The sequence below is a fragment of the Brachybacterium fresconis genome (assembly GCF_017876515.1).
Lineage (GTDB): Bacteria > Actinomycetota > Actinomycetes > Actinomycetales > Dermabacteraceae > Brachybacterium > Brachybacterium fresconis.
On the sequence record NZ_JAGIOC010000001.1, the window covers coordinates 4,167,737 to 4,189,174 of the forward strand.

The following is a 21,438-nucleotide window of genomic DNA, read 5'->3' on the forward strand; positions in this document are numbered from 1 at the left end:
CCTGCGGTCCGGTATGCGAACGATCCCGACCGCACCGCACGTGACTGGCGAAGGCCGCACCGGCAGGGGCACCCCCGGAACAAGGAGATATCCCATGGCCATGGAAGGCCCTGACGTCACCACCACCACCGCGGTCATCGACAACGGCTCGTTCGGCCGCCGCGAGGTCCGCTTCGAGACAGGGCGCCTCGCCCAGCAGGCCGCCGGCGCCGTCGCCGTCTACCTCGACGACGACACCATGATCCTGTCGGCCACCGCCGTCTCGAACCGTCCCAAGGACCAGTTCGACTTCTTCCCGCTCACGATCGACGTCGAGGAGCGGATGTACGCCGCCGGGCGCATCCCCGGAGCATTCTTCCGTCGCGAGGGCCGCCCCAGCACCGACGCGATCCTCGCGGCCCGTCTCACCGACCGCCCGCTGCGCCCCGCCTTCGTCAAGGGCCTGCGCAACGAGGTCCAGGTCGTGCTGACGGTCATGGCCAACGGCCCGGACGACGCCTACGACGTCGTCGGCATCAACGGCGCCTCCGCCTCCACCCAGATCTCCGGCCTGCCCTTCTCGGGCCCGATCGGCGCCGTGCGCATCGCGCTGCTGCCGACCGCCCAGGGCGGCCAGTGGGTCGCGTTCCCGACCTTCTCGCAGCTCGAGGACGCCGTGTTCTCCATGGTCGTCGCCGGCCGCATCGTCGGCGAGGGCGACCAGTCCGACGTCGCGATCATGATGGTCGAGGCCGAGGCCACCGACAACTCGTGGAACCTCGTCAAGGAGCAGGGCGCGATCGCCCCCACCGAGGAGATCGTCGCCGAGGGCCTCGAGGCCGCGAAGGTCTTCGTCCGCAGCCTGTGCGTGGCCCAGCAGGAGCTGGCCGCGACCGCCGCGAAGCCGGTCCGTGAGTTCCCGCTGTTCCTGGACCACCAGGACGACGCCTACGAGATCGTCGCCGCGGCCGCCACCGATCGGCTCGCGGAGGTCATGTCGATCGCCGCCAAGACCGAGCGCGAGGAGCGCACCGACCAGCTGCTGGCCGAGGTCACCGAGGAGCTCGCCGGCGAGGGTCGGCAGCTCGAGGGCCGCGAGAAGGAGGTCGGCGGGGCGTTCCGTGCCCTGTCCAAGCAGGTCGTGCGCCAGAGGGTGCTCACCGATGGCGTGCGCATCGACGGTCGCGGTCTGCGGGACATCCGTGCGCTCTCCGCCGAGGTCGAGGTGCTCCCGCGGGTGCACGGCTCGGCCCTGTTCCAGCGCGGTGAGACCCAGATCATGGGTGTGACCACGCTGAACATGCTCAAGATGGAACAGCATCTGGATTCGCTGTCGCCGGTGCGGCACAAGCGCTACCTCCACCACTACAACTTCCCGCCCTACTCCACCGGTGAGACCGGACGCGTCGGCTCCCCGAAGCGTCGCGAGATCGGCCACGGCATGCTCGCCGAGCGCGCCCTGGTGCCGGTGCTGCCCAGCCGCGAGGAGTTCCCCTACGCGATCCGTCAGGTCTCCGAGGCCCTCGGGTCCAACGGCTCGACCTCGATGGGCTCCGTGTGCGCCTCGACCCTGGCGCTGATGAACGCCGGTGTGCCGCTGCGCGCCCCGGTCGCCGGCATCGCCATGGGCCTGATCTCGGACACCATCGAGAACACTGCGGGGGAGTCCGAGGTTCGTTACGCGGCGCTGACCGACATCCTCGGCGCCGAGGACGCCTTCGGCGACATGGACTTCAAGGTGGCCGGAACCAGCGAGTTCATCACGGCGATCCAGCTGGACACCAAGCTCGACGGCATCCCCGCCTCCGTGCTGGGCAGCGCCCTCTCGCAGGCCAAGGAGGCGCGTCTGGCGATCCTCGGCGTGATGCACGAGGCGATCGACGCGCCCGACGAGATGAGCCCGCACGCTCCCCGCGTGCTCGCGGTCACCGTCCCGGTCGACAAGATCGGTGCGGTCATCGGCCCGAAGGGCCAGATGATCAACCAGATCCAGGACGACACGGGCGCCGACATCACCATCGAGGACGACGGCACCGTCTACATCGGCGCGACCGACGGCCCCTCGGCCGAGGCCGCCCGCTCCGCGGTCAACGCCATCGCCAACCCGATGGTCCCCGAGGTCGGCGAGCGCTACCTCGGCACCGTGGTGCGCGTGGTCGACTTCGGCGCCTTCGTGTCGCTCACCCCCGGCAAGGACGGCCTGCTCCACGTCACCCAGCTGCGCAAGCTGAACGGCGGCAAGCGGGTCGAGAACGTCGAGGACGTCGCCCAGGTCGGTCAGAAGCTCGAGGTCGAGATCCGCGAGATCGACGCCCGCGGCAAGATCTCCCTGGCCGTGAGCGAGGACGACGAGAAGCCCGCCGAGGGGGACTCCTCCGAGGCGGAGTGATCCGCACGGCGACCTGAGGGCCGCCGACAGCAGGACGGGGAGGCGCCGCACGGTGCCTCCCCGTCCTGCTGTGCGGACGTCCTCACCGCGCTGCTCATCGGCCTCCCCGCCGGTTTCCCCGCCGGACTCCTCGTCCGCCGGACGTCCGCCGGTGACGAATCCCGCGATCACCATCGCACCCGGCGTGGAACAATCGATCGATGCCTTCTCTCCTCGCCTACGACGATCCCGCCTCCGACGTGATGCTCGATGCCGCCACCGGCGTGCGGCGCAGCATCCTGCCCGGTGGGGTCCGGCTGCTGACCCAGACCGATCACAGCGTGCGCAGCGCGTCCATCGGACTGTGGCTGCCGGTGGGCTCGCGGGACGAGCGCCCGGAGCACGCCGGATCCACGCACGCCCTCGAGCACCTGCTGTTCAAGGGCACCGAGCGTCGCACCGCGATGGACATCGCCACCGCCTTCGACGAGGTCGGCGGGGACTCCAACGCCGTCACCGCCAAGGAGCACACCCTCTACTTCGGTCGCGTCCGCTCCTCCGATGTGCCCCGGGCCATCGACGTGCTCACGGACATGATCACCGCGAGCCGCCTCACCCCGGAGGCTCTTGAGACCGAGCGCGAGGTCATCCTCGAAGAGCTCGCGATGGCCGAGGACGACCCCACCGACGTCGGCTACGAGACCTACCTCGCCGACGTGCTCGGCGCGAACACCGCCGTCGGGCGGCCCGTCGGCGGCACCGCCGAGAGCGTCACCGCTCTGGACATCGAGGACGTGCGCGCCCACTACCGCGAGCACTACCGTCCCGAGAACCTGGTGGTCACCGCCGTCGGCGACATCGACCACGACGAGCTCGCCGAGCTGCTGAGCACCGGGCTGCGCCGAGGTGGCTGGGAGCTGGAGGCAGGAGAGCTGCCCCGTCGACGGCCGCACCTCACTGATCTCGCCGGGTCCGGCCCCGCGCTGACCACCGACGTCGCCGCGATCTCCCCGCACCGGCTGGTCCGCCCCACCGAGCAGAACCACATCTTCCTCGGCGGGCCGGGCATCAGCGCCGTCAGCGAGGACCGCCACACCCTGTCGGTGCTCATGTCCGTCCTCGGCGGCGGCATGTCCTCCCGCCTGTTCCAGAACATCCGCGAGCAGCGGGGACTGGCCTACTCCGTGTACTCCTTCACGGCCGGCTACCGCGACGTCGGCCTGTTCGGCCTGTACGCCGCCTGCCGGCCCGGCCGCACCGAGCAGGTCGTCGAGCTGCTCGCCGCAGAGCTCACGCAGATGGGCGCGGACGGCATCGGCGAGGACGAGCTGACGCGGGCGAAGGGCCAGATCACCGGGACCTTCGCCCTCGGGCTCGAGGACACCAGCAGCCGCATGGGCCGCCTGGGCACGATCGAGCTGGTCCACGGGCGATACACCAGCGTCGACGAGACCCTGGCGAAGATCTCCCGCGTCGACGTCGCCGCCGTGCGCGATCTGGCCGCCCGCCTCGGAGAGTCCTTCAGCACCCGCGTCGAGATCGGCCCCGACGCCTGAGGGCACCGGCCGCCACCGACCACCGATCACCTCGAGCATCCAGGAGAGCATCATGACCCCCACCGACACCATCCCGCTGCGCGTCGCCGTCCTCGGCGCCGGAGGCCGCATGGGGTCCGAGGCGTGCCGCGCCGTCGAGGAGGCCGCGGACCTCGAGCTGGTGGCCCGGATCAGCCGCGAGGACCCCCTCGAGAAGGTCGCGGAGGCCGGGGCGCAGGTCGCCGTCGATCTCACCGTCCCGGCCGTCACGGCCGAGAACGTCAGCTGGCTGGTCGACCGCGGCATCCACGCCGTCGTCGGCACCACCGGCTGGACCGAGCAGTCCCTCGCGCCGCTGCGCACCCAGCTCGAGGGGGCCGCCGGGGTGGGGGTGCTGATCGCCCCGAACTTCGCCCTCGGCGCCGTGCTCGCCATGCGCTTCGCCGAGGTCGCCGCCCGGTACTACGAGAGCGCGGAGGTGATCGAGATGCACCATCCGAACAAGCTCGACGCACCCTCCGGCACCGCCCGCCATACGGCGGCCGCCATCGGCCGCGGCCGTGCCGCCGCCGGCCTGGGCCCCGTCCCGGACGCCACCGAGAAGGATCCGGATGGCGCCCGCGGCGCGGTCGTCGACGGGATCCACGTCCACGCGGTGCGTCAGCGCGGCCTGGTCGCCCACGAGGTGGTCCAGTTCGGGGGCCCCGGGGAGCAGTTCCAGCTGCGCCACGACTCCTTCGACCGCGCGAGCTTCATGCCCGGGGTGCTGCTGGGCGTGCGCGAGGTCGCCGCGCACCCCGGGCTCACCGTGGGCCTGGACGGCTACATGGACCTCGGCTGAGACCGGCCGGGCAGATGCGAGCGAAGATCTTCGTCGCCGCGCTGGTGCTGATCACCGCGGCGTACTGCTGGGGCCTGGGCTGGATCGCCTGGGGCTTCGTGCAGGTCGACAGCGCCCTGGGCTACGGGCTCGCCCTCGGCATCGTCATCCTGCTGGCGCTGAGCGTCTGGGTGATCTGGCGGGAAGTGCTCTTCGGCCTGCGCGCCGGGGGCCTCGCCCGCCGGTATCAGGTGCCCCCTGACGCCGTCGAGGACGACCCGCGCGCCGAGTTCGAGGCCGCCCGGACCGCGGTCCAGGACGGTGGCGAACAGGACTGGGCCGCCTGGTTCCGTCTCGCGCTGGCCTACGACGCGCTGCGCGATCGCGCCGGCGCGCGCAGGGCGACCCGGCAGGCGATCGACGTCCACCGCGGCTGAGAGCGGCGGGGGAGCGGCCCGGTGACCGGACCCGACCGGGGACGGGTCGGGTCCCGTCCGGCCCTCAGCCCCACCCGAGGGCCCGCAGACCCGCCGCGACGACGGCCGCACCGATCACGACCACCAGGAACGGGGCGCGCAGCATCAGCAGGACCGCGGCCACCCCGAGCGCGGCCACCCGGGCGTCGAGCACGATCTCGGGCCCGCTGGTCGCCGCCTGCGTCGCGACCAGCGCCCCCAGCAGGGCGATCGGCAGCATCGTGGTGATCCGCGCGATCCGCGGACGCTCGAGCACGTCGGGCGGCGCCTGGTAGCCGACCCACTTCTGGGCGAAGGACAGCACCGACGCGGCGATCACCGCGACCCACAGCGTGCTCATGAGATCTCCTCCTCCCGGGTGCGGTGCGGGCGGTCGTCCGCGCTCTCGGCATCCTCCTCGCCCCCCGCCGCACCCCGGCGCCCGGGGAGCAGACCGGCGCCGACCGCCACCAGAGCCGCCGCCAGCACCGGCAGACCGGCCGGCAGCGCCGGAGTGGTCACCAGGGCCACGAAGGCCGCCGCCACCGCGATCGCGACCGCGTCCCGGGACCGCAGGCGCGGCCACAGCAGGGCGAGGAAGGCCGCGGCCGCGGCGGCGTCGAGCCCCCACGCGGCCGGATCGGCGATGTGCCGGCCCATGAGGGCGCCGAGCAGCGAGAACAGGTTCCAGAAGACGTAGACCCACACCCCCGCGGACCAGAATCCCGCCCGCCGCGACTCCTCGTCCGCGCCGGTCGCCGCGAGCGCGGCGGACTCGTCGATCGTCAGCTGGGCACGCGCCCACGCCTTCCAGCCGCGACGAGGGAGGGACGGCGCGAGGACCAGCCCGTACAGGGTGTTGCGCACCCCCAGCAGGAGCGCGGCCAGCGCCGCACCGAGCGCGGATCCGCCCCCGCCGAGCACCCCGACGAAGGCGAACTGGCTGCCGCCGGTGAACATCACCGCCGAGAGCACCATCGCCTGCCAGACGTCGAGCCCCGACGCGGTGGCGAGGGCCCCGTAGGAGATGCCGTACAGGCCGGTCGCGAGCCCGATGGAGATTCCCGTGCGGCGCACGGCGCGCAACCGGTCCGTCCCCTCGCGGGGCCTCGGCCCGACGGGCTGGGAAGCGGTGGTCATGATGGCCCTCACAATACGGTCACCTGGGCGGACGCCATCGCGGCGTCCGCCGTGCCCTGTGAGATCGTAGATCCATGACGGCCTCCCAGGACACCTCCGACGCGCCCCGGCCCGCCGCTGCGCTCCCGCTGCGCGCCCGGGCGCTCCTGCTGGACATGGACGGCACCCTGATCGACTCCGGGCCGGCCGTGGAGCGGGCCTGGAACACCCTGCTGCGCGAGCACGGCACCGACCTCGAGTTCGGGCACGCCCAGCACGGCCGACCGGCCCGCCAGGTGCTCGCCGAGCTGCTGCCCGAGCTCGACGCCGAGCAGCTCGACGCGGCGCATGCGCGCATCGAGCAGCTCGAGATCGCCGACGTGGACTCCATCGTGACGCTGCCGGGCACCGAGCGCATCCTGCGTGAGCTCGACGCGGCCGCCCAGCAGCTGGGACGCGACACCTGGGCGATCGTCACCTCCTGCACCGCGCCGCTGTTCGCCGCCCGCTGGGGCCGGACGGGACTGGCGGACCCCGCACAGCTGGTCACCGCGGACCAGGTCGAGCGCGGCAAGCCGGATCCGGCGCCGTACCTGCTCGGCGCCGAGCGCCTGGGCGTCCCGCCGGAGGCGACCATCGTCCTGGAGGACTCCGTCGGCGGCCTGGTCTCGGGCACCGAGGCGGGGGCCCGCACCGTCGCCGTGACGAGCACCACGCCGGCCTCGGAGCTGGCCCCGCTGGCGGACGCCCTGGTCACCTCGCTCGATGACCTGGAGGTCCGCGTCGACGGCGAGGATCTCGTGCTGGCCCGTCGCGGTAGCTGAACCTCACGCCGCGCCTGGGCTCGAGGGGCCGACGGCGTTGATAGGCTCAGGCGGCCGATCCCGGTCCCGCGTCGATCTGCGGCGATGCCCGTGCGGATCGGAGCCGCCCCCTCGAAAGGACTCGCCCCATGTGCGGAATCTCCGGCAGCTACGGATTCGGCGTCGACGCCGAGGGCATCGCCCGGCGGATGAACAGCGCCCTCGCCCACCGCGGCCCGGACGGTGAAGGCCTGTTCACGGACGGCCAGACGTCCCTGGCGCACCGTCGCCTCGCGATCATCGACCGCGAGCACGGCGCCCAGCCGATGACCACGGCCGACGGCCGCTACACGATCGTGTACAACGGGGAGACCTACAACTACCTCGAGCTGCGCGCCGAGCTCGAGGGCCTCGGCCGCACCTTCCGCACCGACTCCGACACCGAGGTGCTGCTGCAGGCGCACGTCGAGTGGGGCACCGCCGCCTACGATCGCTTCAACGGCATGTTCGCCTTCGCCATCCACGACGCGCAGACCGGCACGGTCACCGTCGCCCGCGACCACTTCGGCATCAAGCCCCTGTACTACTGGATCGACGAGACCGCGGCCGACGGTCCGCAGGTGCTGTTCGGGTCCGAGATCCGCGCCCTGCTGGCCGCGCAGCGCTTCGAGGCCGCGCCCGACGATCGCGCCGTCTACCGCTACCTGAAGTACCGCGTCCAGGACGACGACGCCCAGACCTTCTTCCGCGGCGTGCGCCGCCTGATGCCGGGACAGGTGCTCGAGATCAGCGCCGCAGGCACCTCGATCACGCCGTTCACCTCCCTGCAGGAGGAACTGCGCGAGATCGCGGCGCGTCCCAGCCGCCCGTACAGCGCCGAGGTCGTCGACGAGTACCGCGGGCGCTTCCACGAGGCGGTGCGGCTGCGTCTGCAGTCCGAGGTCCCCGTGGGCACCTCGCTCTCCGGCGGCCTGGATTCCTCCGCGGTCGCCGCTGTCATCGCCCGTCACCTGCGCGAACAGCCCCAGGACGAGAGCTTCAGCGCGGTGGGCGCACGACAGAACACCTTCTCCGCGGTGTTCCCCAACTCCTCCAACGACGAGGAGCGGTACGTCGACGCGCTGCTGGAGGAGAACACCGGGCAGATCACCTCCCACAAGATCCATCCGCAGCCGGAGACCTTCCTCGAGGACGTGCGCGATTTCGTGCGCACCCAGGAGGAGCCGATCATCTCCACCGGGCCCTACGCCCAGTACGCGGTGATGCGCGAGGCGAGCGAGCACGTCACCGTGCTGCTGGACGGCCAGGGCGCCGACGAGATGATGGCCGGCTACAACCCGTACTTCTACGTCTATCTGCGCCAGCTGCGCCGCCAGAAGCGGTTCAAGGAGCTGGCGAGCGAGGTCGTCGGCTCGCGCGACATCCTGCGCAAGCTCGCCCGGACGAAGTACTCCGGACGCACCTCGGTGCCGATCGAGGCGCTGCTGAACTCCGGCTTCGTCGCCGAGCACAGCTCCGAGAAGATCACCTCCGTGCAGGACGATCTCAAGGAGCGTCTGCTCGAGGACACCTTCCGCTCCTCGCTGCCCTCGCTGCTGCGGTACGAGGACAAGAACACGATGCGCTTCAGCATCGAGGGCCGTGTGCCGTTCGTCGACAAGGAGCTGCTGAAGTTCCTGTTCTCCCTCGACGAGTCGGCGATCATCCACGACGGCTGGAACAAGCGGATCCTGCGCGAGTCGATGGACGGGATCCTGCCCGATGCGATCTCCAAGCGGCGCAACAAGATCGGCTTCACGACGCCGGAGGGGGAGTGGTTCCGCACCATCGCCCCGGAGCTGATGGAGATCTTCGCCTCCGAGTCCTTCGCGAGCCGCCCCTACTTCGACGCCCCCAGCGTCATCGCCCTGTTCGAGGACTACATCGCCCATCCCGGCAACCACGGCACCATGATGTTCTGGCGCCTGCTGAACGTCGAGCTGTGGATGCGCACCTTCTTCGACGACCCCGAGAACTCCTCGCGATCCCTCGGGGACGAGGCCGCGGCCGATGAGCGTGCGGCCCTGGCCGCCGCGAGCGGGGCCGCCGCGACCGACGGGCCCGGGACCACGGCCGCCGCCGGGACGGGGGCCACAGCGGACCCTGCGTCGGCGAGCGCCGCCACCGACTCCGAGCAGCCCAAGAGCGACTACGTCGCCAATCCGGACAAGCAGCTGGACCTGGTCTCGGACGTCGATCGCCGCACCTGGCGCCGGCTGCCCCTGCAGACGGAGCTGGTGGCCCGGGGCGACGATCTCCAGACGCTGGTGCGCGAACGCATCGAGCGCTTCGCCGCCTCCCTGCCGACGGACGTCGTCCCGGACGGATCCCCGTGGTACTTCGTGATCAGCGAGAAGATCATCGCCATCACGCAGGGCCGTTCCTGGTTCACCTGGGAGATCACGCCCCGACCCGCCGCGAAGGTGCTCAGCCGCTTCGTCACCCGCACCCCGGCCGGCATCGGCCTGGGCGACCCGACCACGATGGAGCTGGCCATCAAGGAGGTGGGCCTGCCGCGGGTGGTGGCGGCCTCGGCCGCCGGGGCGGCCGGCAAGATCATCGGCAGGAAGGGGCTGTTCTACGAGGTCGTCGGCGCGAACGTGCGGGCGATCGACGGGCCGACGCCGTACTCGGCCTTCCCCTCCAACGTCTCCGCGAAACTGCCCCCGAAGGACCCCGACGCCGTGTCCGCCTCGCTCTCGGCGGCGATCCGCGGCGCCGACATCCCGGCCGCGCTGCGCGACAGCTTCGTGGGCACGGTCGTCATGGATGCCAACGACATCGGCCGCAACGTGCTGGGCTCGGACGTCTCCGTCCCGCACGAGCGGCTCGAGGCGACCTTCGCCGACAACCCCCTCGGCCAGGGCCGCCAGCGCACCCCGCTGGCGATCCTGGTCGATCTCGGCGCCGCGTCACAGCGCTGAGAGCGCACGGGGCTGGACTAGGCTCCGTGCGACAGACCTTTTCGGGAGGAGACCATGACCAGCACCGCCCCGCGACCCGCCCGGCCCTTCGGCACGGTGGGGACCGCCATGGTCACGCCGATGACCGAGGACGCCCACGAGCTCGACCTCGACGCCGCCCAGAAGCTCGCGGTGCACGTCACCGAGCACGGCAATGACATGATCGTCGTCTCCGGGACCACCGGAGAGGCCCCCACCCTGACCGACGTCGAGAAGCTGGAGCTCGCCCGGGCGGTCCGGGCGGCCGTCGGCCCCGAGATCAAGGTGATCGCCGGGGTGGGCACCTACGACACCGCGCACTCGATCGATCTCGCCCGGGAGCACGCGAAGCTCGGGCTCGACGGCCTGCTCGTCGTGACCCCGTACTACTCCAAGCCCACCCAGGCCGGGATCGTCGCGCACGTCTCGGCGATCGCCGATTCCACCGACCTGCCCCTGATGCTCTACGACATCCCCGGCCGCACCGGCACTCCGCTCGCGTACGAGACGCTGCTGCGCCTGGGGGAGCACGAGAAGGTCCTGGCGATCAAGGACGCCAAGGCGAACCTCCAGCAGGCCTCGCTGGTGATGGAGCAGACGGACCTGACGTACTACTCCGGCGAGGACGCCCTGAACCTGGCGTGGCTGAGCATCGGTGCGTCCGGCATGGTGTCCGTGGTCGGCCAGGTGGCCGGTGATCTGGAGCGGAAGATGGTCGACGCCGTGGACCGCTCCGATCTCGCCGCCGCCCGGGACGCCCACCACCGCCTCGTCCCCATCGTCGAGGCCATCATGAACCGCATCCCCGGGGCCGTCGCCGCCAAGGCCGCCCTCGCCCTGCAGGGAGTGCTGCCCCACGCCGCGATGCGCGGCCCCCACGTCCCCGCCGACGCCGACCAGCTGCGGGCGCTCGCCGCGGCGCTGGAGGCGGTGGACGGCATCCCCTCCTGCGACCCGTCTCGGAGGCCCTTGTGACCACTGCCTTCTCCCAGCGTCTGGACCCGGCCCCGACGCTCCGCAGCGGCTCCCTGCGCATCACGCCGCTGGGCGGCCTCGGCGACGTCGGCCGGAACATGACCGTGTTCGAGGTCGACGGTCGCCTGCTGATCATCGACTGCGGCGTGCTCTTCCCCGAGGACGCCCAGCCCGGCGTCGATCTGATCCTCCCGGACTTCGACCTCCTCCGGGACCGCCTCGATGACATCGCGGCGATCGTGCTGACCCACGGGCACGAGGACCACATCGGCGCGGTGCCCTACCTGCTGCGCATGAAGCCGGACATCCCGCTCGTGGGCAGCCGGCTCACGCTCGCGTTCATCGAGGCGAAGCTCCGCGAGCACCGGATCCGGCCCTGCACCCATGTGGTCGAGGAGGGGTGGACGGAGAGCTTCGGGCCTTTCGACTGCGAGTTCATCGCCGTGAACCATTCGATCCCCGACGCCCTGGCGGTCCATGTCTCGACCCCGGCGGGCACGGTGCTGCACACCGGCGACTTCAAGATGGACCAGCTGCCGCTGGACGGCCGGATCACCGATCTGCGCGCCTTCGGCCGCCTCGGCGAGGCCGGTGTGGACCTGTTCATGACCGATTCCACCAACGCCGAGGTCCCAGGTTTCACCGTCGGGGAGCAGGAGATCGGCCCGACGCTGGACTCGATCTTCGCCACGGCGCGGCAGAAGATCGTCGTGGCCTCGTTCTCGAGCCATGTCCACCGGGTCCAGCAGGTGCTCGACGCGGCAGCCGCCCACGGGCGCCGGGTGGCCTTCGTCGGCCGCTCCATGGTGCGCAACATGGGCATCGCCGCCGAGCTGGGGTACCTCGAGGTGCCCCCGAACACGCTCATCGACGTCAAGAAGATCGGCGATCTGCCCGATGAGCAGGTGGTGCTGATGTGCACCGGCAGCCAGGGCGAGCCGATGGCCGCCCTGAGCCGCATCGCCCACCGGGATCACCGCGTCAGCGTGGGCCCGGGCGACCTGGTCGTCCTCGCCTCCTCGCTGATCCCCGGCAACGAGAACGCCGTGTTCCGCGTGGTCAACGGGCTGATGGCCCTCGGCGCCGAGGTGGTCCACAAGGGCAACGCGAAGGTCCACACCTCCGGTCATGCGAGCGCCGGCGAGCTGCTGTACTGCTACAACATCGTGCGCCCGAAGAACGTGATGCCCATCCACGGCGAGGTGCGTCACCTCATCGCCAACGGACGCCTCGCCGAAGCCACCGGCGTCCCGCCGGAGCGCATCATCCACGCCCGGGACGGCCGCGTCGTCGACCTCCGGGACGGCGTGGCGACGGTCGTCGGCGAGGTGCCCAACGGGTACGTGTACGTGGACGGATCCAGCGTCGGCGAGGTCTCCGAATCCGATCTGAAGGACCGTCGCATCCTCGGCGACGAGGGCTTCATCTCCCTGTTCGCCGTGGTCAACTCCCAGACCGGCGCGCTGATCGCGGGCCCCGAGATCCACGCCCGCGGTGTGGCCGAGGACGACGTGGTGTTCGAGAAGATCCGCCCGGAGATCGTGAAGGCTCTCGAGCAGGCCGTCGCCGATGAGACCGACCGCCGCGACACCCACCAGCTGCAGCAGGTCATGCGCCGGGTGATCGGTCGCTACGTGTCCCAGCGCCTGCGCCGCCGCCCGATGATCATCCCGATCGTCATCGAGGCCTGAGCGACGCTGGATGGCCGGGACAACGACCGGCTCGGGCGTGAGATGCGTCCGCTGCGACGGGCCGCAGCACGCCGCCTCCTCGGCCTGAGGGGCGGGGAGCGGTACCCTGGGGTCCATGGCGACACGTACGTCTTCCCCCGCACGTGCGTCGAAAGGCTCGTCGCGGACCTCGGCTGCCGGTACGTCCCGCACCTCCGGCTCCGCAGCTCACGACCCGTCGACGCTCCCTCTGCCGGTGCGCGCAGTGCGCTCCGGCTATCTCGCGATCGCTCGCATGGTCGGCGGATTCGTCCGCTCCATCGGCGTGGCGCGCTGGGAGGTCGGCCCGGAGCAGCGGCGTGACGGCTACGCGCTCTTCCTCCTGCTGATCGCCGCCCTCGTGGCCATCGTGGAATGGTGGCAGTCCGCCGGGCCCGTCTTCGGGGCCGTGCACACTGTGGTCGCCGGCACCTTCGGCATCTCCTCCATGGTGATCCCGCTGCTCGCCGCCGGTTGGGCGATGCGCATGTTCCGTCGGCCAGACCACGTCCGGGCCAATACGCGCATCGCGATCGGCATCGCCCTGCTGCTCACCGCGATCTCCGCGATCGCCTCCGTCGCCGCGCGGCTGCCCGCCCCGGCCGACGGCATCGACGCCCTCGCCCGCGGCGGTGGTGTGCTCGGCTTCCTCGCCGCCGCCCCGCTGCAGGCCCTCGTGCCCCCGGTGGCCGTGGTGGTCCTCCATGCCGTGCTGATCGCTTTCGGGATCCTCGTGCTCACCGCGACCCCGGTGGAGTCGATCCCCTCGCGCCTGCGCGGCGTCTACGACGTGATGGTCGGGAACAGCGAGGAGGAGGACGCCGAGCGTGTCGCTTTCGGTCTGCGCTCCCGTCGGCCGGATCCCGCCGTCCACGAGCAGGCCACCGAGGCACAGCCGTCCGGTCGCCCGCGCCGCCGCACCCGCAAGGAGAAGGCCGAGGACGCGGCCCAGCGTGATCACGAGAGCTTCGGCTATGTCGGGGACGAGGCCTTCGAGCAGGGCGTGTCCGAGCAGGAGGGCGCCACCGCCGCGCCGAAGAAGGGACGCACGAAGGGCTCGACGCGCGGTGCGCCCGCCGACTCCGCCCGGGCGGTCGACTCCGTCGAGGGCGAGAACAATCGTGCCAAGACGTTCCCCGGTGCCGGGGCCGGCACGGCGGCCGCGGCCGGAGCCACCGGTGCGACCACCCCGATGCCCACGGCCGCGACCGGGAAGGCGCCGACCAAGCCGGCGTCCACCCAGGCTGCCCCGAGCTCGTCGGCCGCCGAGGAGAAGTCCGATCTGGTGCCGCCGCCGATGGGCGACCTGCCGCGAGCGGGGGAGCAGCTCGAGCTGGCCGGCGACGTCGTCTACACGCTGCCCGAATCCTCGTTCCTCAACGAAGGCCCGCCCCACAAGACCCGGTCCGAGGTCAATGATCAGGTGGTCGCGGCCCTCGGAGAGGTCTTCGAGCAGTTCAACGTCCACGCCGAGGTCTCCGGCTTCTCCCGCGGGCCGACGGTGACCCGCTACGAGATCGAGCTCGCTCCCGGCACCAAGGTCGAGAAGGTCACGGCCCTGGACAAGAACATCTCCTACGCCGTGGCCAGCGCCGACGTGCGCATCCTCTCGCCGATCCCGGGCAAGAAGGCGATCGGCATCGAGATCCCCAACACCGACCGTGAGACCGTCGTCCTCGGCGACGTGCTGCGCAGCTCGGTGGCACGACGCAATGAGCACCCCCTGGTCATGGGCGTGGGCAAGGACGTCGAGGGCGGCTACGTGGTCGCGAACCTCGCCAAGATGCCGCACCTGCTGGTCGCCGGCGCCACCGGCGCGGGCAAGTCGAGCTTCGTGAACTCGATGATCACCTCGATCCTGATGCGCGCCACCCCGGAGGAGGTGCGCATGGTGCTGGTGGACCCCAAGCGGGTCGAGCTCACCATCTACGAGGGCATCCCGCACCTGATCACCCCGATCATCACCAATCCGAAGAAGGCCGCCGAAGCCCTGGAGTGGGTGGTCAAGGAGATGGACGCCCGCTACGACGACCTCGCCACCTTCGGCTTCAAGCACATCGACGACTTCAACAAGGCGGTGCGCGCGGGTGAGGTGCAGGTGCCCCCGGGCAGCGAACGTCGTCTGTCCCCGTACCCGTACCTGCTGGTCGTGGTCGACGAGCTCGCGGACCTCATGATGGTCGCCCCGCGCGACGTCGAGGCCTCCATCCAGCGCATCACCCAGCTGGCGCGCGCCGCCGGGATCCACCTGATCCTCGCCACGCAGCGCCCGTCGGTCGACGTCGTCACCGGCATCATCAAGGCCAACGTGCCCAGCCGCCTGGCCTTCTCGACCTCCTCCCTGCAGGACTCGCGCGTCATCCTCGACGCCGTCGGCGCGGAGAAGCTGATCGGCCAGGGCGACGCCCTGTTCCATCCGATGGGCAAGGCCAAGCCCATGCGCGTCCAGGGCGCCTGGGTGGGTGAGTCGGAGATCCACAAGGTCGTCGACCACGTCAAGACCCAGATGAAGCCCAACTACCGCGAGGACGTGCAGGTCGTCGCGGCCAAGAAGCAGATCGACGACGACATCGGCGACGATCTCGACGTGCTGCTGCAGGCGGCCGAGCTGGTGGTCACCACGCAGTTCGGCTCCACCTCGATGCTCCAGCGCAAGCTGCGCGTGGGCTTCGCGAAGGCGGGCCGTCTGATGGATCTGCTCGAGTCCCGCGAGATCGTCGGCCCCTCGGAGGGATCCAAGGCCCGGGACGTGATGATCCACCCCGATGAGCTCGGCACCGCCCTCGCCCGCATCCGCGGCGAGGAGGCCTCCGAGGGCGACCAGGCGTACGGTGCGGACCGGGCCGTCGAGCTCGACGAAGCCCCGGGCGCGACGCCCGCCCCCGAGGGGGCCGACGGGCTCGACGGGGCGGAGGACCGCTACGGCAGCGATCCACTGGCCGACGACGGCTCCGAACCCGCCACCGACTACTACGACGCGGACGACGACGAGGACAGCGAGGACGCCTGGAGCCTCACCGGCCGCTGACCGCCCCCGGCTCTCGGAGCACCCCGCCCCGCTGAGCATCTCGGCCGCTGCCATGAGCGGGCGTCACCCTTCCACCACCGACTGCAGGAGCACCGATGACCACACCGCGCACGGAGCCGGTCCCGCTCTGGAACATCGCGAACATCCTGACCATGGTGCGGTGCGCGATGGTCCCGCTGCTCGTGGTGCTCGCCATCCTCTACCCGGACACCGTCCCCGGCCGACTGGTGGTCGCCGCGGTCTTCCTCCTGGCGATGATCACCGACTTCCTCGACGGCCATCTGGCCCGCAGTCGGAACCTGATCACCGATTTCGGCAAGATCGTCGACCCCATCGCCGACAAGGCGATGACCGGGGCGGCGCTGATCATGCTGTCGGTGTGGGAGTACGTGCCGTGGTGGATGACCGTGCTGATCCTGCTGCGCGAGATCGGGATCACCGTCATGCGCTTCACGATCCTGAAGTACGGGGCGCTGCCGGCGAACATGGCCGGCAAGGCCAAGACGATGGTCCAGACGATCGCGATCGCCTTCTGCCTGATCCCGTTCGAGCTGTGGTGGGAGCCTGCCCGCTGGATCGGTCTCGCCCTGGTGCTGCTCGCCGTGGTGCTGACGGTCTGGTCGGGCCTGGTGAACCTCAAGGACGGACTGCGCCTGCGTCGTGAGGCCCTCGCCGGTCCCACCTCATGAGCACGGACCCCGCGACGGTCATCGCCCGGGCGGCGGAGCAGGGGCTCACCCTCGCCACGGCCGAATCCCTGACCGCCGGTGCCGTCGTGGCCCGCCTGGTGGATGTCCCCGGGGCGAGTGCCGTGATCGCGGGGGGAGCGGCCTGCTACTCGTACTCCGCCAAGACCCGGGTGCTGGGGGTGGACGCCGGGCTCCTGGAGGAATCGGGAGCGGTGACCGCCGAGGTCGCCGCCGCGATGGCGGACGGAGCGCTCGCCCTGTACGACACGGACCTCGCGGTCGCGACCACGGGCGTGGCCGGCCCCGGCCCCGACGGTCGCGGCGTCCCCGCCGGAACGGTCCACCTGGGACTGGCGCGATCCGGCCGCACCACGTCCACGCGTGAACTCCATCTCACCGGGGGAAGGGCCCGGGTCCGGGCTGCGGCCGTCACCGCGGCGATCGACGAGCTGGCCGCCGCGCTCGAGGGCTGACCTGGTGCGCTGGTCAGCGCCGGACGGAAGGCGCCGCCGGCCGACGTCTCGTCATGCACACCTCCCGCTCAGCCCTCGGTGGCGTGCCGGTAGACTTCCGGGAACACTCTGGGCGGTCGGGGCGTTGTCCTGGTCATGATGACTTCGACGCACCGCACCCCCGAGGTGTTCCACCAGTTCCATCCGAGGAAGGGAGGCAAGGCCATGGTGCTGTTCCGTCAGGAGCTCGGAGACGTGCTGCGCGACGCGCGCCGCTCCCAGGGCCGCACCCTGCGGCAGGTGTCCTCCGACGCCCGCGTGTCCCTGGGGTACCTCAGCGAGATCGAGCGCGGACAGAAGGAGGCCTCCAGCGAGCTGCTGGTCTCCGTGACCGAGGCTCTCGGTCTCCCGTTGTCCTTCGTCCTGCGTGAGGTGTCCGACCGCATCGCCCTCGCCGAGCGCGTCACCATCCCCGACACGGTGCCCGAGGGCCTCGCCGACGACGCGAGCCCGCTGGTCGGCGCCCACTGAGGTGCGGCGCAGCGAATTCACGGAGCTGGCCGACCACGTGTTCGGCCCGACCTTGGCTCGCACCTATGTCCGGGACCTCGTCCTCGTGGACGCCGGCGGCCTGACCGCCGAGCAGGCCCTCGAGCACGGGGTCCCGGTGCGTGCGGTGTGGACCGCCCTGTGCGACGAGATGGATGTTCCCGAGCAGCGACGCTGGGAGATCCCCCTCGCGCAGCGCCGTCGCTGACGCCGCCGGGAGGGTCGATGATCGCTGATGCGCCCACGGCTCCGTGCGCCCGGCACGACCGCGCCGCATGGCGCGGACACGACACGCGACACGCCGCCGAGCGCCCCCGCCTGCGACGTGTTCGAACGCCTGTTCGGTACAGTGGTCCCCGACGGTCTCCCCGGCACGACCTCCACCACCTCGTCGATCCTCCCCAGACCCCGGCCATCCACACCGGGAACGGGGCGACGACGAATGTCGGGGGCCCGGCCTAGTGTGGCCGCACGGTCACAACGTCGGCCCGCCCGGCCACTCGGAAGGAACGAAGCACATGCCTGCACCGAAGTCCTCTGCTCCCAAGCCCACCGCGAAGGATCGCGGATCCTCCCTCGACAATGCGCTCGCGCAGATCGACCGCCAGTTCGGCAAGGGATCGATCATGCGGTTGGGCGATGACACGCGTCCGCCGATCGAGGTCATCCCCACCGGCTCCGTGGCGCTGGACGCCGCCCTCGGCGTCGGTGGCCTGCCCCGTGGCCGCGTCGTCGAGATCTACGGTCCCGAGTCCTCGGGCAAGACCACGCTCGCCCTCCACGCGGTCGCCAATGCCCAGCGCAACGGCGGCATCGCCGCCTTCATCGACGCCGAGCACGCCATGGATCCCGATTACGCCAAGAAGCTCGGCGTGGACACCGATGCCCTGCTGGTCTCCCAGCCGGACACCGGCGAGCAGGCCTTGGAGATCACGGACATGCTGATCCGCTCCGGGGCGCTGGACGTCGTCGTGGTCGACTCCGTCGCAGCCCTCGTGCCCAAGGCCGAGATCGAGGGCGAGATGGGTGATTCCCACGTCGGCCTCCAGGCCCGTCTGATGTCCCAGGCGCTGCGCAAGCTCACCGGCGCGCTGTCCTCCTCGGGCACCACCGCGATCTTCATCAACCAGCTGCGCGAGAAGATCGGGGTCTTCTTCGGCAGCCCCGAGACCACCACCGGTGGCAAGGCGCTGAAGTTCTACGCCTCCGTGCGCATGGATATCCGCCGCATCGAGACCCTCAAGTCCGGCACGGACTCCGTGGGCAACCGCACTCGCGTCAAGGTCGTCAAGAACAAGATGGCTCCGCCCTTCAAGCAGGCCGAGTTCGACATCTTGTACGGCGAAGGCATCTCCCGCGAGGGCGGCCTGATCGACCTCGGCGTCGAGCACGGGGTGGTCCGCAAGTCCGGCGCCTGGTTCACCTATGAGGGTGACCAGCTCGGCCAGGGCAAGGAGAACGCCCGCCAGTTCCTCAAGGACAATCCCGACCTCGCCGTCGAGATCGAGGAGAAGATCCTGCGCACCCTCGGTGTGGGCAAGTACGCCGCCGAGCCGGAGGCCCCGCAGGCCCCGGAGGCCGCGCCCGCGGAGGACGCGCTCGGCGAGGACGAGTTCCTCGACGAGGACGTCCCCGCCACCATCTGACCCATGGTGGATCCCCGACCCGCCGGGAGCGATGGCGCGCATCCGCCTGCCGCCGCTCCCGGCGCTCCGGGTCACCTCCGGACCGCGCCCGAGATCCGTGCCGAAATCGGGCGGCGCACTCAGGAGATCCTGGACGCGCCTCGCGATGCCGAGAACCCTCAGGCGCGCGATCGCGAGAAGGCCGTCGTGCACGAGTGCCGGTACCTGATGCGCCTGCTGGCGATGCGGCGTCGGTCGGACGGAGAGATGCGCACCCGGCTCGCCCGACGCGAGGTGCCGGCCGACATCGCCCACGAGGTGATGGCGCGCATCGACCGGGCGGGGCTGATCGATGACGCCGCCTTCGCCCGGGACTGGGTCGCTCAGCGTCGCGCACTGCGGTCCCTCGGCGACGAGGCGCTGCGCCGCGAACTGGCCGATCGGACGGTGGATCCCGCCGTGATCGACGCCGCCCTGTCCACCGGACAGAGCGATGAGGAGACCCGCTGCCGAGACCTGGTCCGCTCGCGGATCGACCACCGGGACCGCCAGCGGCTGCGCACCGACCGGGACGGCAGCCACCGGCGCCGCCTCTCCCGACGGCTCGATGCGCTGCTGACCCGCAAGGGCTACCCGGGCTCTCTCGCGGTCCACGTCATCTCCTCCGAACTGCGCGACGCCGCCGATCCCGCGGTGCGCTGAGGCCGTCCCGAGCCGTATTCTGGAGGCACTATGTCCCTCAGCTCCCTCACCACCGGCCCTGCGACGACTGCCGAGGACGAGGCCTCGACCCGCGGCACGTACCAGGTGCGCACCTTCGGCTGTCAGATGAACGTCCACGACTCCGAGCGCCTGACCGGCCTGCTCGAGGACTCCGGCTACGTCGCCGCCCCGCCCGGGGCGGAGGCGCGTCGAGGCGAGGTCGACGTCATCGTGTTCAACACCTGTGCGGTGCGCGAGAACGCCGACAACAAGCTCTACGGGACTCTCGGCGGCCTGCGCCCCGGCAAGGATCTCCACCCCGGCATGCAGATCGCCGTCGGGGGCTGTCTCGCCCAGAAAGACCGCGACGCCATCGTCGAGCGCGCCCCCTGGGTCGACGTCGTCTTCGGCACCCACAACATCGGCTCCTTGCCCGTGCTGCTGGACCGGGCCCGGCACAACTCCGAGGCCCAGGTGGAGATCCTCGAATCCCTCGACGTCTTCCCCTCCACGCTGCCCACCCGCCGCGAGTCCGTCTACGCCGCCTGGGTCTCCATCAGCGTCGGCTGCAACAACACCTGCACCTTCTGCATCGTGCCCTCCCTGCGCGGGAAGGAGAAGGACCGCCGCCCCGGCGACGTCCTCGCCGAGGTGCGCGACGTCGTCGACTCCGGTGCCACCGAGGTGACCCTGCTGGGCCAGAACGTGAACTCCTACGGCGTCGAGTTCGGCGACCGCGGGGCGTTCGCGAAGCTGCTGCGCGCCTGCGGCGAGATCGACGGGCTGGAGCGGGTGCGCTTCACCTCCCCGCACCCGGCGATGTTCACCGACGATGTGATCGACGCGATGGCCGAGACCCCCAACGTCATGCCGCAGCTGCACATGCCGCTGCAGTCCGGGTCCGACGACGTCCTGCGTCGGATGAAGCGCTCCTATCGCTCGAAGAAGTTCCTCGGCATCCTCGAGCGAGTGCGCGAGCGCATCCCTGCCGCAGCCATCACCACGGACATCATCGTCGGGTTCCCCGGGGAGACCGAGGAGGACTTCCAGCGCACCCTGGACGTGGTCGAGGCCTCCCGCTTCTCCAGCGCCTTCACGTTCCAGTACTCGATCCGCCCGGGCACCCCGGCGGCGACCATGGCCGACCAGATTCCGAAGGAGATCGTCCAGGAGCGCTACGAACGGCTGACGGCCCTGCAGGACCGGATCACCCACGAGGAGAATCGGAAGCTCGAGGGCGGCGTCGTCGAGGTCCTGGTCGCCGAGGGGGAGGGGGAGCGCGAAGAGATCACCCATCGTCTCTCCGGGCGAGCCCGGGATCATCGCCTGGTGCACCTGTCCCTGCCCGCCGAGCTGGCGGAGTCCGAGCGTCCGCGCCCCGGCGACCTGGTGACGGCGACGGTCACCCGCGCCGCCCCGCACTATCTGATCGCCGACAGCGCCCTCGACGTCGCTCCCGGCGCGTCTGCGACGAGGGAGCAGTTCTCGGTGCGTCGCACCCGATCGGGCGATGCCTGGGAGGCCGGCGCGGAGGGGATCGACGGCGGATCCGCCTGCGGCACCGGCCACGGAAGCGCGGCGGCGGGCGGCCCCGTCACCCTCGGGATGCCGAGCCTGCGCCGGGCGTGACCGGTCCGGACACGAAGGGC

The 21,438-nt window shown here is 71.2% G+C and carries 18 protein-coding genes; 16 read left to right on the forward strand and 2 right to left on the reverse strand.

The features are described from left to right. The first annotated feature begins 100 nt into the window (after positions 1-100). The 4 genes from JOF44_RS18490 (at position 101) to JOF44_RS18505 (ending at position 5,139) form a co-directional block, all read left to right on the forward strand. A complete protein-coding gene (locus tag JOF44_RS18490) occupies positions 101-2,368 on the forward strand; it encodes a polyribonucleotide nucleotidyltransferase (protein ID WP_209896217.1) in 2,268 nt (755 codons plus the stop codon). Positions 2,369-2,568: 200 nt separating this feature from the next. After that, the gene (locus JOF44_RS18495) at positions 2,569-3,903 is read left to right on the forward strand and encodes a M16 family metallopeptidase (protein ID WP_209894940.1); all 1,335 of its coding nucleotides are present in this window, start codon (positions 2,569-2,571) and stop codon (positions 3,901-3,903) included. A gap of 52 nt (positions 3,904-3,955) precedes the next feature. Next, positions 3,956-4,723 carry a 4-hydroxy-tetrahydrodipicolinate reductase gene (gene dapB, locus JOF44_RS18500; RefSeq protein WP_209894942.1) on the forward strand — a complete coding sequence of 256 codons (768 nt, stop codon included), beginning with the start codon at positions 3,956-3,958 and terminating at the stop codon, positions 4,721-4,723. A 14-nt stretch (positions 4,724-4,737) separates the two neighbouring features. Next, positions 4,738-5,139 carry a hypothetical protein gene (locus tag JOF44_RS18505; protein WP_209894944.1) on the forward strand — a complete coding sequence of 134 codons (402 nt, stop codon included), beginning with the start codon at positions 4,738-4,740 and terminating at the stop codon, positions 5,137-5,139. A 64-nt stretch (positions 5,140-5,203) separates the two neighbouring features. Here the strand turns inward: JOF44_RS18505 and JOF44_RS18510 are convergent, their stop codons facing one another. Together JOF44_RS18510 and JOF44_RS18515 are read right to left on the reverse strand one after the other, a co-directional pair. After that, positions 5,204-5,518 (reverse strand): AzlD domain-containing protein, encoded by a 315-nt coding sequence (locus JOF44_RS18510; RefSeq protein WP_209894946.1) that lies wholly within the window; start codon positions 5,516-5,518, stop codon positions 5,204-5,206. Then, positions 5,515-6,297: an AzlC family ABC transporter permease gene (locus JOF44_RS18515; protein ID WP_209894948.1), complete on the reverse strand. Its 783-nt coding sequence runs from the start codon at positions 6,295-6,297 to the stop codon at positions 5,515-5,517. Before JOF44_RS18515 ends, JOF44_RS18510 begins: the two co-directional genes overlap by 4 nt. Positions 6,298-6,371: 74 nt before the next feature. Between JOF44_RS18515 and JOF44_RS18520 the strand changes: the two genes are divergently transcribed. The 12 genes from JOF44_RS18520 (at position 6,372) to miaB (ending at position 21,418) form a co-directional block, all read left to right on the forward strand. After that, positions 6,372-7,100, forward strand: coding sequence for an HAD-IA family hydrolase (locus JOF44_RS18520; protein WP_209894950.1), 729 nt, complete (start codon positions 6,372-6,374; stop codon positions 7,098-7,100). Positions 7,101-7,228: 128 nt separating this feature from the next. Further along, positions 7,229-10,042 (forward strand): asparagine synthase (glutamine-hydrolyzing), encoded by a 2,814-nt coding sequence (gene asnB / locus JOF44_RS18525; protein WP_209894952.1) that lies wholly within the window; start codon positions 7,229-7,231, stop codon positions 10,040-10,042. A 54-nt stretch (positions 10,043-10,096) separates the two neighbouring features. After that, the gene (gene dapA, locus JOF44_RS18530; protein WP_209894954.1) at positions 10,097-11,035 is read left to right on the forward strand and encodes a 4-hydroxy-tetrahydrodipicolinate synthase; all 939 of its coding nucleotides are present in this window, start codon (positions 10,097-10,099) and stop codon (positions 11,033-11,035) included. Next, positions 11,032-12,726: a ribonuclease J gene (locus JOF44_RS18535; protein WP_209894956.1), complete on the forward strand. Its 1,695-nt coding sequence runs from the start codon at positions 11,032-11,034 to the stop codon at positions 12,724-12,726. Before dapA ends, JOF44_RS18535 begins: the two co-directional genes overlap by 4 nt. 235 nt (positions 12,727-12,961) lie before the next feature. Continuing rightward, positions 12,962-15,772 carry an FtsK/SpoIIIE family DNA translocase gene (locus tag JOF44_RS18540; protein WP_425351061.1) on the forward strand — a complete coding sequence of 937 codons (2,811 nt, stop codon included), beginning with the start codon at positions 12,962-12,964 and terminating at the stop codon, positions 15,770-15,772. A gap of 95 nt (positions 15,773-15,867) precedes the next feature. Then, positions 15,868-16,461 (forward strand): CDP-diacylglycerol--glycerol-3-phosphate 3-phosphatidyltransferase, encoded by a 594-nt coding sequence (pgsA, locus tag JOF44_RS18545; RefSeq protein WP_209894960.1) that lies wholly within the window; start codon positions 15,868-15,870, stop codon positions 16,459-16,461. Beyond that, positions 16,458-16,934 (forward strand): nicotinamide-nucleotide amidohydrolase family protein, encoded by a 477-nt coding sequence (locus JOF44_RS18550; protein ID WP_209894968.1) that lies wholly within the window; start codon positions 16,458-16,460, stop codon positions 16,932-16,934. The genes pgsA and JOF44_RS18550 overlap by 4 nt, the downstream gene beginning before the upstream one ends. A 204-nt stretch (positions 16,935-17,138) precedes the next feature. Continuing rightward, positions 17,139-17,444 carry a helix-turn-helix domain-containing protein gene (locus JOF44_RS18555; protein ID WP_076811644.1) on the forward strand — a complete coding sequence of 102 codons (306 nt, stop codon included), beginning with the start codon at positions 17,139-17,141 and terminating at the stop codon, positions 17,442-17,444. 1 nt (position 17,445) lies between these two features. Then, on the forward strand, positions 17,446-17,670 hold the full coding sequence (locus JOF44_RS18560; protein WP_209894971.1) for a DUF3046 domain-containing protein: 225 nt from the start codon (positions 17,446-17,448) through the stop codon (positions 17,668-17,670). Between the two features lie 310 nt (positions 17,671-17,980). Next, positions 17,981-19,108 carry a recombinase RecA gene (gene recA, locus JOF44_RS18565; RefSeq protein WP_209894973.1) on the forward strand — a complete coding sequence of 376 codons (1,128 nt, stop codon included), beginning with the start codon at positions 17,981-17,983 and terminating at the stop codon, positions 19,106-19,108. A gap of 3 nt (positions 19,109-19,111) precedes the next feature. After that, positions 19,112-19,789, forward strand: a complete 678-nt coding sequence (locus JOF44_RS18570; RefSeq protein WP_209894975.1) for a regulatory protein RecX — start codon at positions 19,112-19,114, stop codon at positions 19,787-19,789. A 30-nt stretch (positions 19,790-19,819) separates the two neighbouring features. Next, the gene (gene miaB, locus JOF44_RS18575; RefSeq protein WP_209894977.1) at positions 19,820-21,418 is read left to right on the forward strand and encodes a tRNA (N6-isopentenyl adenosine(37)-C2)-methylthiotransferase MiaB; all 1,599 of its coding nucleotides are present in this window, start codon (positions 19,820-19,822) and stop codon (positions 21,416-21,418) included. Positions 21,419-21,438 lie beyond the last annotated feature (20 nt).